General features: G+C 65.7%; 7 protein-coding genes. All 7 read left to right on the top strand.

Annotated elements, in window-relative coordinates; translation table 11 throughout:
* Positions 1-33 precede the first annotated feature (33 nt).
* Positions 34-2,400 carry a GH92 family glycosyl hydrolase gene (locus IM816_RS06265; RefSeq protein ID WP_250340213.1) on the top strand — a complete coding sequence of 789 codons (2,367 nt, stop codon included), beginning with the start codon at positions 34-36 and terminating at the stop codon, positions 2,398-2,400.
* A 10-nt stretch (positions 2,401-2,410) separates the two neighbouring features.
* The gene (locus IM816_RS06270; protein ID WP_250340214.1) at positions 2,411-4,276 is read left to right on the top strand and encodes a glycoside hydrolase family 2 protein; all 1,866 of its coding nucleotides are present in this window, start codon (positions 2,411-2,413) and stop codon (positions 4,274-4,276) included.
* A gap of 147 nt (positions 4,277-4,423) precedes the next feature.
* Positions 4,424-5,836 (top strand): MATE family efflux transporter, encoded by a 1,413-nt coding sequence (locus IM816_RS06275; RefSeq protein WP_250340215.1) that lies wholly within the window; start codon positions 4,424-4,426, stop codon positions 5,834-5,836.
* Positions 5,837-5,849: 13 nt separating this feature from the next.
* Positions 5,850-7,352, top strand: coding sequence for an aldehyde dehydrogenase family protein (locus tag IM816_RS06280; RefSeq protein ID WP_250340216.1), 1,503 nt, complete (start codon positions 5,850-5,852; stop codon positions 7,350-7,352).
* On the top strand, positions 7,349-8,305 hold the full coding sequence (locus IM816_RS06285; protein WP_250340217.1) for an acyltransferase domain-containing protein: 957 nt from the start codon (positions 7,349-7,351) through the stop codon (positions 8,303-8,305). Before IM816_RS06280 ends, IM816_RS06285 begins: the two co-directional genes overlap by 4 nt.
* Before the next feature lie 52 nt (positions 8,306-8,357).
* Positions 8,358-9,716, top strand: a complete 1,359-nt coding sequence (locus tag IM816_RS06290) for a sigma-54-dependent transcriptional regulator (protein WP_250340218.1) — start codon at positions 8,358-8,360, stop codon at positions 9,714-9,716.
* The gene (locus IM816_RS06295; protein ID WP_250340219.1) at positions 9,713-11,083 is read left to right on the top strand and encodes a sensor histidine kinase; all 1,371 of its coding nucleotides are present in this window, start codon (positions 9,713-9,715) and stop codon (positions 11,081-11,083) included. Before IM816_RS06290 ends, IM816_RS06295 begins: the two co-directional genes overlap by 4 nt.
* The last annotated feature ends 11 nt before the right edge of the window (positions 11,084-11,094 follow it).

Genomic DNA, 11,094 nt, shown 5'->3' on the forward strand with positions numbered 1-11,094 from the left:
GTCCCGTCTTCGTTTCGAGCGAAGGAAGCCCCCATGATCATTCCTCTGGCGCGTTTTCCCCAACGTGCCTTCGCGTTCGCGCTTTCCCTGTTTGTCGTGACTTCCGCGACAGTGGTGCTGGCAAAGGACAACAAGCCGGCCACCTCCTCGGAGCCTGTCGACCTCGCCAATCCCCTTGTTGGCACGGCACCGCTCGACAAGCCGGCGCTGATTGGCAATGCACCGCCACCTGGCGAGCCGCTCTATACCGGCATGACCACGCCCGGCGCGAGCCTGCCGCAGAGCGCCACCGAGGCTGCGCCAGCCAACATCAATGCGGACCTCGGCTTCACGACGGGCGTGGCCGTGGCATACGACTATCGCCGCCCTGCGATGGTAGGTTTCACCGGCGGCGGTTCGACGTATGGCGCACGCGGCGAGCCGATGGTCATGCCGGTGGTCGGCGACTGGACCGTGCCGCCCGACTACATGACCTCGTACTACGACAAGGCCACCGAAAAGGCATCGCCGGGTTATTACGCCGTGGACCTCGCCACGTTCCGCAACAAGGTAGAGCTGACCGCGACCCAGTGGACAAGCCTCATGCGCTTCACTTTTCCCGAAAGCCCTCGCTCGAACGTGGTTGTGAACCTGCGTCGCGAGGGTGGCGACGTGGAGGTGGTCGGCGATCGCACGATCCGCGGTGTGGGCCACGCCAATCGGCCCGACAGGGATGCCGACGGTCCGTATTTCGTTGCCGAGTTCTCGCGACCATTCAAGGCATTCGGTACGTTTCGCGCCGAGATCACCCACAAGGGCGAAGGGCTTGGGCGTGAGGACGTGCAGGCCAGCCGTCGCCAGGTGTCCGGCGATTACGCTGGCGCCTATGTCACCTTCGACACGAAAGCAGGCGAGCAAGTGGTGCTGCGCATTGCCCACGGTCACAGTACCGCCGAAGCCGAGCAGCGACTCCACGCACAGGACAGCGACGCCGACTTCGATCGTGTGCATGCGAAGGCACGAGACCGGTGGGCAGACCTGTTCGAGAAGGTGCAGGTGACCGGCGGCACGCCGAAACAGCGCATGCTGTTCTATTCGACGCTGTATCACTCGTTCGCGAGCCCGCGCATGATCGCCCGGAAGGGCGAGCACTACACCGATGCGGACGGTCGCGATCACGTCGCCGACTACGATCACTATGGACCGGTACCGTTCTGGGACACGGGCCGGAACCAGATCGCGCTGCTCATGCTGCTCGAACCGACCGTCGTGCAGGACATCATGCGTTCCGAACTGGATCGCGCGCGCGAACGCGGCTACATGAATACGTCGTTTCATGGCGATCATGCCGTACTCCTCTACGACGGCGCCTGGCGACGCGGTATCGACTTCGACTATGCCGCGGTCTATGAGTACCTGCGCAAGAACGCGACCGATCCGAAGGGGCCGCGCGGCTATCTCGACGAGTACATGAAGCGCGGCTGGATTTCGGACATCGTTCCCGCCGGCAACCCGAGCCCGCCGTACGCTGGCGGAAAGGCGGGTGTCGCCACGACGCTGGAATACGCCTGGGACGACGACGCGCTTGCCGACGTCGCTCGCCGCCTTGGCAAGAACGACGACGCGGCCCTGTTCCAGCGTCGCGCTGGGAACTACCGCAATGTGTTCGATCCGAGTACCGGCTTCTTTCGGGGGCGTACCGAGGATGGCCAGTGGATCTCGCCGTTCGACCCGGGCGAGCCTTACTACAACTTCATGATGAAGGAGGGCTCGGGCTGGTCCACGCTATGGCTCGTGCCGCACGACGTGCAAGGTCTGATGAACCTGCTGGGCGGACGCGATCGTTTCAACGCCAAGCTGGACGCCTTCTTCTCCACGCCCTACGAGGCCAAGGGCGTGTGCCGCGATTGCACCGGCCTCATCGGGCAATACGTCCAGGGCAACCAGCCCGATCAGCAGGCCGCCTATCTCTATGCATGGAGCGGCCAGCCGTGGAAGACGCAGGCGTTGGTCCGCCGCATCCTCGCTGATCTCTACGGCAGCGATGCCACCGGCTACGGCTACCCGGGCATGGATGATCAAGGCTCGACGTCGTCGTGGTACGTGTTGAGCGCGATGGGCTTCTATCCGGTCGATCCCTCGATGCCCGATTACATCATCGGCAGTCCGATCTTCGATCGGGTGCGCATGCGCCTGGGCAACGGGAAGACCTTCGAAGTCGTGGCACGCAATAACTCTGCGCGGAACATGTACATCCAGTCCGCCACGCTCAACGGCAAGGCTTGGAACAAACCATGGTTCAGCCACGCAGACATCGCCGATGGCGCCACGCTCGTGCTCACGATGGGTCCCGAGCCCAGCACCACCTGGGGCACCGACCCGCAGGATGCACCGCCGTCCATGTCGGGCGCTCAACCGTAAGGAACAACGCATGAAGATCAGTCTCACGACGCGGCCTGCGTTCGTCTCGGCCGGCATGGCCCTGGCGATCGGCGTCGCGACGACAGCGACGGCGGCGCCGGACCAGGCAAAGGTCTGGAACGGCAAGGTCGCGCCGTTGGCAACGCCCTGGACGAGCAAGGTCACGCCACGCGATGTCTTGCCCGAGTATCCGAGGCCGCGCCTGGCGCGTCCGTCGTTGGACGCGCCGCGCTGGATGAGCCTCAACGGGCTCTGGCAGTACGCGGCCAGCGCGCAACAGATTGCGCCGCCATTCGGTCGCACGCTGAAGGACACCGTGCTCGTCCCGTTTCCCGTCGAGTCTGCATTGTCGGGGGTGGGCACGCATGCGGACTTCATGGTGTACCGGCGGCTCGTGGATATCCCTAAGGATTTCACGGCCGGTGGGCAGCATGTGCGCCTGAACTTCGGCGCGGTCGCCCAGGACGCCACGGTGTACGTCAACGGCACGCAGGTGGCGACGCATTCGGGTGGTTACACGTCATTCGGTGCGGACATCACGCCAGCACTACGAGCGCAGGGTCCACAGGAAATCGTGGTGACCGTGCATGCGCCCGTCGATGCCGAGAACGTCATGGTCGGCAAGCAGCGTCTCAAGCCGGAAGGCATCTTCTACACCGCGGCATCCGGTATCTGGCAATCGGTCTGGCTGGAACCCGTACCGGCGCTAAGTCTTGCGCAACTCGATTTCACGGCGGTCCCGAGCCTGGACGCGTTCACTGTCGCGGCCAAGGTCGACGGCCAGGGCGACGCCAATCTCCATGTCACCGCCTATTGGGATGGCAAACCGGTCGGTGAGGCGAGCGGCCCGGCGAGTCGGCCATTGCGCCTTGCGATCGCGCATCCGCGTCCGTGGACCCCGCGCGATCCGTTCCTCTATACGTTCAAGGCGACGCTCACGCGGGGCGATCAGCACGACGACGTCACCAGCTATGCGGGGCTGCGCACCATCGGCATCGCCAAGGCAGGGGGACACAACCGCATTGTGCTCAACGGCAAACCCACTTTCCTTCTGGCGACCCTGGACCAGGGCTACTGGCCCGACGGCATCTATACCGCGCCGACCGACGAAGCGCTCAAGTTCGACATCCAGAAGACCAGGGATCTCGGCTTCAACACCATCCGCAAGCACATCAAGGTCGAACCGGCGCGCTGGTACTACTGGGCCGACCGCATGGGCATCATGGTCTGGCAGGACATGCCCTCGCTGCCGAACGGACACAACGAAGCGCTCAGCGACGCCGACAAGGCCCGCTTCCGTGCCGATGTCTCGTCTATCGTGGAGCAACTGCGCGGCGAGACATCGGTCGTCGGCTGGATTCCCTTCAACGAGGGATGGGGTCAGTGGAGCATTCCCGCCGCTGCCGAACTGGCCGCGCAGATAAAACGGCTCGATCCGTCACGTCTGGTCGATGCGCGCAGTGGATTGAACTGCTGCGATACCAAGGGCGATCCACACGCGGGCGACGTCTACGACGTGCACGACTACCAGGGACCAGGCCTGCCGGAGCCCGACGCCACGCGCGCGACCATGGATGGCGAACATGGAGGACTGACCTTGAGCGTTGCAGGTCACGTCTGGCCGAACACGGCCATCAACCCTTACGGGGCGGTGAAGGACCGCGATGCGCTGATCGATGGCTATGTCGCCAATACCGCTGTATTGCGCGACAAGGGCACGGCCAAGGGCATGTCCGGCAGCGTCTATACCCAGATCACCGATGTGGAAGGCGAACACAACGGTTTGTTCACCTACGACCGTCAAGTGGAAAAGGTGGACGAGGCCAAAGTACGCGCGATCAACGAGGCGACGATCCGGGCGGGGGAGGGGCACTGACGCAGGCGACGGTGCCCGATATGGCCCTGCATGCCGGGCGACGCCGCGAGGTCCGCCGTCGCTGGACGACCTGCCGCTTATAGGGCAGCATGCGCGAGGGGACGAAGGCCGGCTGGCCTCGACGACATCGCTAAGGGGCGGGGGACGATGACAGGATTGTCTGGATGGCGTCGCGTCGCTGCCGCGCTGCGTGCCTTTACGGGTAGCTCGGGCGAACGCGTCGACGGAACGCAGGGCCCGCTCGGTGGTGCGGTACGCAAGCTTGCCTGGCCGATGGCCATGGAGATGGTTGCGGAGTCCATTTTCGCGATCGTGGATGTCTTCTGGGTCGCCCGGATCGGTATCGCCGCGGTGGCCGTCGTCGGTCTCGGCGAAGCGGCCATGAGCTTCGTCTACGCGTTTGCGCTCGGTCTCGCCATCGCGACCTCTGCGTTGGTCGCAAGGCAGGTCGGGCAGAGCGGCCGGCTCGACGCCGCTGCGCTGCCGACGGGGCAGGCGATGTCGCTGGCGATCCTGCTTTCCTTCCTCCTCGGGGTGCCTGCCTGCCTGTTGGCGGAGCACGTGCTTTCCGCGATGGGTGCCGACGCGGAGACAGCGATCGCTGGTGCGCCCTACGTGCGCGTGCTGTTTGCCGGCAATCTGTCCGTGACCCTCATGTTCATTTGCGGTGCGTCGCTTCGCGCCGCCGGTCACGCAGGCGTGCCCATGCGTGCGCTGTGGATGGCGAACGGGCTGAACATCGTGCTCGCACCGTTGTTCATCTTCGGCATCGGCTCCTGGCACGGTATGGGCGTTGCGGGAGCGGCCGCAGCTACGGTATGCAGCCGCGGCCTCGGCGTCGTCTATCAACTTCGCTATCTCGCTCGCGGTCGCGATGGGATCGGCCTGCGTTGGCATCACCTACGCCCCGTGCCAGCGATCCTCAAGCGGGTGATTCGCATCGCCTGGACCGGCGCCTTGCAGATGCTCGTCGCTTCCACCAGCGCGATCGGGCTGTACGCCATCGCGGCGCGCTCGGGCAACGTCGCGCTTGCCGGTTGCACGATCGCCCTGCGCGCGTCGCAATTCGTTCTCGTGCCTTCGCTGGGCGTGGCGCGTGCGGCTGCGGTGCTCGTCGGGCAGAACCTGGGCGCCGGACAACCGGACCGCGCAGCCAGCGCCGTGCGCTTCACTGTCGCCGTCAACGTGGGTGTCTTCGGGACCATGGGCGTGATCCTCTTCGTCGCCGCTCGTGCCGTCGCGAGCGCCTTGACCCACGATCCGCTCGTGATCGAAGAAGCGACCCGTGCGATGCGCGTGGTGGCCTGCGCGTTTCCTTTCTATGCGGCGGGCATGTGTCTGCAAGGTGCTTTCAACGGTGCGGGCGATACGAGCACGCCGGCATGGACCAATTTCACGTGTTTCTGGTTGTTGCAGGTGCCGCTGGCCTGGGTCCTCGCGGTGCCGGCCGGTCTTGGCACGTTCGGCCTGTACGTGGGCGTGACGATCGGCTTTGCGGTGCTGGCGTTCTGCAGTGGCGCGTTGTTCTTGCGCGGGCGCTGGAAAGTACACGCGATCTAAAGGAGTGCGCAGCATGGATTCAATGACGATGGCGCTTGACGTGAACGATGTCGTGCCGGAGGTCGCACGCCCCTTCCTGGCGCGGGCGGGCGGCATGCTCATTGGTTCGCGCTGGGTACGCGATACGTCCGCAGGCGAGCTTGCAGTTGAACATCCGGGCGACGGCAGCGTGCTGACGAGCGTGGCACTCGCGGGCCCAGCGGAGGTGGACCAGGCAGTCGAGGTGGCGCAACAGGCGTTCCGCCGCTGGTCGGGTGTGTCGCCCACACAGAGGGCTGCCGTGCTGTTCCGGTTGGCGGACCTCATGGAGCGGCATGCGCTGGAATTGGCGACGCTCGAATCGCTGGACGTCGGCAAGCCCATTCTCACCACGCGCATGATCGACGTGCCTTTTACGATCGACACATTGCGCTACAACGCCGGCTGGGCGACCAAGCTCACGGGTGAAGCCTATGAATTGGCTGGCCACGGTGGTCTGGTCAGTGCGCAGACCGTGCGCCAGCCCCTCGGCATCGTTGCTGCGATCGTGCCGTGGAACTTCCCGTTGCTCCAGGCGGTGATGAAGGTTTCGGCCGCGCTCGCCGCGGGGTGCGTGGTAATCCTGAAACCCTCGGAACTCACGCCGCTGACGGCATTGCGCCTTGGCGAACTTGGCATCGAGGCGGGGCTACCCCCGGGCGTGTTCCAGGTATTGCCAGGCCGCGGCGACGTGGCAGGGGAAGCGCTTGTCACGCATCCTGGCGTGCACAAGGTCTCGTTCACCGGGTCGGGCACCGTGGGACGACATGTGGCGCATCGTTGCGTGGAAACCTTCAAGCGCGTCACGCTCGAACTGGGCGGCAAGTCGCCCAACATCGTCTTCGCGGACGCGGACCTGCCGCGTGCCATCGCCGGTTCGGCGCAAGCCATCTTCTTCAACGCCGGGCAGGTCTGCTACGCGGGCTCGCGCCTGTACGTGGAGGACGCCGTCTACGACGAGGTGGTGGAAGGCATCGTCGCGATCGCCGGCCGAATGACTCCCGGCATGCCGTTGGAGGAGGGCACGGACATCGGCCCGCTGGTCTCCGCGCGCCAGCGCGAGCGCGTGCTCGCGTATGTGCAGACCGCGGCGGACGAAGGCGCGCGCGTGCTCTGCGGCGGTCATGCGCTCGACCGGCCGGGGTACCACGTTGCGCCCACGATCATCGCGGACGTGCGCGAGGACATGACCGTCATGCGCGAGGAGGTATTCGGCCCGGTGCTGTGCGTATCGCGCTTCGCGCGGCAGAACGACGTGATCGCCTCTGCCAACGCGTCCCGATACGGGCTGGCCGCAGGCGTCTGGACGCGCGACGGTCGCAAGGCCCAGACGGTCGCGCGCGCCCTGCGTGCCGGCACCGTGTGGATCAATCAGTACCACACGATCGATCCGCACATGCCCTTTGGTGGCTGGGGCGAATCCGGCTGGGGGCGGGAGTTCGGGCGAGCCGGCGTGGAGGCGTACACCGAAACCAAATCCATCGCGATGAGGCTATGAGCGAGCACACCCGCGACGCAGACGACGTGACGTTTGTCTTCGCCGGGCAGGGCAGCCAGCACGGCATGATGGCCCATGCCCTGTTCGCGGCGAATCCTGTCTTTCGCGACACGCTGCTCGCTCTGGACGAGGTGGCTGGCGACCTGGCCGGAGCATCGGTGCTTGCCGCCATGCACGATCCGGCGCGCACGCGCGATGCATCGTGGGACGACTTGTCGATGACGCACCCGGCGATCTTCATGGTCGAGTTCGCGCTGGCACGTGCGGTCATGGCCGAGGGCATCGTGCCGCGCCGTGTGCTCGGCACCAGTCTCGGTGCCTTTGCGGCGGCGGCCGTTGCGGGCGTGCTTACACCCGAAGCCGCGCTCGGCGCGACGATCCAGCAGGCGGCCGCCATCGAAGCCTGCTGTGAGCCCGGGGGGATGCTGGCCGTGCTCGCTTCGCACCAGACATGGCTGCCGCAGCTCGGTCGTTTCGGGGAGGTCGCTGCCATCAATTTCGACGGGCATTTCGTCATGGCGGCGCCGGACGATGGCCTTCGGCAGATGGAAGCCGTGTTGCGTGCCGCCAACGTGGGCTACCAACGCCTGCCGGTTCGCTATGCGTTTCACTCGCATTGGATCGATCCCGCGCAGGACGTGTTCCTCGCGCATTGCCGGTCTCTGCGCCTGGCGCCACCGCGCATTTCCATCGTGTGTTGTGAGCGCGGTTCGCCGTTGGAGGCGGTCGATGCCGAGCACTTCTGGCGTGTGGTGCGCCAGCCGATACGGCTCGCCGAGGCGGTGGCTCACATCAGTCCGCACTCCGCGTACCTCGACCTCGGACCCTCCGGCACGCTCGCCACCTTCCTCCGCTACATCCTCCCGCCGCCGCACCGCGTACAGGCCGTGCTGGCGCGGTTGGGGCGTGACGTCGTCGATCTGGGCAGTCTGCGGGCCGAGGCAGCGTGTTGACCGCGCAGCGCTGATATATTCGACGCCAGGGACCCGTAGCAAAGGCAAGTGAATGACCATCCTGATCGTGGACGACGACAGCAGCATCGTCGGCGCACTGCGACTCCTGCTGACGAGCGAAGGCCTCGCGAGCCACGCGTGCGCCTCGCCCCGCGAAGCCATCGAAGCGGTGGGCAGGGAGTCCTTCGACGTGGCCCTCGTCGATCTCAACTATCTCGACGACACGACATCCGGAAAGGAAGGCCTGGCGCTGGTTCGTGAACTGAAGGCGATCGCGCCGCACCTGCCGGTCATCGCGATGACGGGTTGGGGCACGATCGGTGTCGCCGTGGAAGCCATGCGCGAAGGCGCCGTGGATTTCCTCGAAAAGCCCTGGGACAACCATCGCCTGCTCAACGTGATTCGTACGCAGATGCGTCTGCAGGCCACGGATCGCCGAGCGCGCCGTCTCGAAGCCGAGAACGAGGCATTGCGCGAGGAGGGCGGTCAGGCGGGCATCGTCTGGCGCTCGCCGGCCATGGGCCAGTTGCTGGATATCGCCACCCGCGTGGCGCGCAGCGACATGCCCGTGCTCATCACGGGCGAGAACGGCACCGGAAAAAGCCTCCTCGCGCATTTCATCCACGAACGTTCTTCACGTGCGGAGGGACCGTTCGTCGCGGTCAATATGGGGGCGCTCGCCGAGACGACCTTCGAGAGCGAAATGTTCGGTCACACGAAGGGCGCATATACGGATGCGAAAGCCGACCGCGTCGGCCGGGTCGAGCTCGCCGAAGGCGGCACGCTGTTCCTCGACGAGATTGCCAATCTCGCCATGCCGCAGCAAGCGAAGATCCTGCGCCTGTTGGAAGAACGAGTTTACGAACGGCTGGGCAGTTCGAACGCACGACATGCCGACGTCCGCTTCATCTCCGCGACCAATGCGGATCTCGACGCGCTCATCGCCGAGAGGAGTTTTCGCCAGGATCTGCTCTATCGTTTGAATGGCGTGACGCTGCACATGCCTGCCTTGCGCGAACGGCGCGAGGATATTCCGCTTCTCGCGGACGCCTTCCTGAAGCGCGCGCGGACGCGCTATGCATCGCCCGCAACCCGCTTCTCCGCGGCCGCGGAACGTGCCCTGCTGGCCTATGCATGGCCCGGGAACATCCGTGAGATGCAACACGTGATCGAGCGCTCCGTGCTGCTCGCGCAGGGCGAGGCGATCGGCGATGGCGACTTGCAACTGGGCGGCTCCCTGTCCTCCGGCGCGCATGACGACATTGATGGGCTGACCCTGGAAGAAGTCGAAGACTGGTTCATCCGGCGAACACTGGCGCAGCACAGCGGCAACGCCAATCTGGCTGCGAAGGCGCTCGGCATCAGTCGTTCCGCGTTGTACCGCCGACTGGGACGGCAGGAACCCACATGATCCCCGGTCTGTCGTCGTCGGCGCCGCCACGACGTCGCGCGTGGTCGCGTCCGGTTTCGCTCGTCGCAGGCATGCTGTTGGCCGTGGCGCCGGGATGTCTGGTGTTGTTCACCGCCTCGTACCGTGCGGTGCCGCGGCAGGTCGAGATCGCCGTGGCGTCACTCTCGATCGTGTGGGCGGTGGCGATCGGCTGGAGCATGGTGCGTGCGATGGAGCGCCATCTGCGCACGCTGGCGAGCCTCGTCGAATCGGCGCGAAATCATGACTTTGGGGTTCGCTCCGTCCATGCGCGCGAAGCAGGCCCGTTGGGCGATCTGTACCGGCAGATCAATGCGCTCATCGACGATCTGGAAAACGAGCGGACCGCGAGCCAGGAACTGCTTGGCGTATTGCGCCGGGTGGTGGACCAGATCGATGTGGCCATCCTCGTCTTCGGGGCGTCGGGTCGGCTGCGTCTGGCGAACCCCGTCGCGGCGCGACTGCTAGGCATGCCTGCGGGTGACACGGTCGCCGACCTTGCCTACGACGACACGCCGTTTGCCGGCATGACCCTCGGCGGCGATCCGCGCATCGTCGATTATCGGTTCCCAGGTGGCGACGGCCGCTGGCGGATTACCGAGCAGACCTACCGGCAGCAGGGGCGGCCGGCGCGCATCGTTTTCGTCGCCGACGTGCAGCAGGTGCTGGCGACAGAAGAGATCCGCGTGTGGCAGCGCCTCATTCGCGTGATCGGGCACGAGGTCAACAACTCGCTTGCTCCCATCGCGTCGCTCTGCCAGACACTGGACAGCATCCTCTCTCGTTCTCCCGACATCGTGGAGAAGGGCATGCTGCACGATGGACTGTCGCTGATTGCCGAGCGTGCGCAGGGCCTGAAGTCGTTCATCTCCGTGTACGCCCAGGTGGCGCGCTTGCCCGAGCCGCGCAAGGTCATGTTCCCGGTACGGCGGCTCGTCGAGCGTACCGCGGGCATGTTCGCCGCCGACGGCGTGCGCATCGACGGCGAGGTGCCCGACCTGACGTTGTTCGGCGATCAGGTTCACCTCGAACAGGCCCTCATCAACCTGGTGCGAAACGCGGTGCAATCCCAGGCCGCCGCCGCAGCGACTGGCGCTGAACCCGTGCGTCTCGGCGTGTCCGTACAAGCGGGACGCTGCGTCTTCGAGATCGTCGACAGTGGCACGGGCATCGCCAACCCCGAAAATCTATTCGTACCCTTCTACACCACGCGCGCCGAAGGTGCAGGCATTGGTCTCGTGCTGTGCCGGAGTATCGTCGCGCAGCACGCCGGCACCGTGACGCTGCACAACCGGGACGATGCACGCGGTGCCGTCGCGCGCATGGTGTTGCCCCTGCCGCGTCCTTAGCCTGGCTTGTA

The organism is Luteibacter flocculans (assembly GCF_023612255.1).
In the GTDB taxonomy this organism is placed as follows: Bacteria; Pseudomonadota; Gammaproteobacteria; order Xanthomonadales; family Rhodanobacteraceae; genus Luteibacter; species Luteibacter flocculans.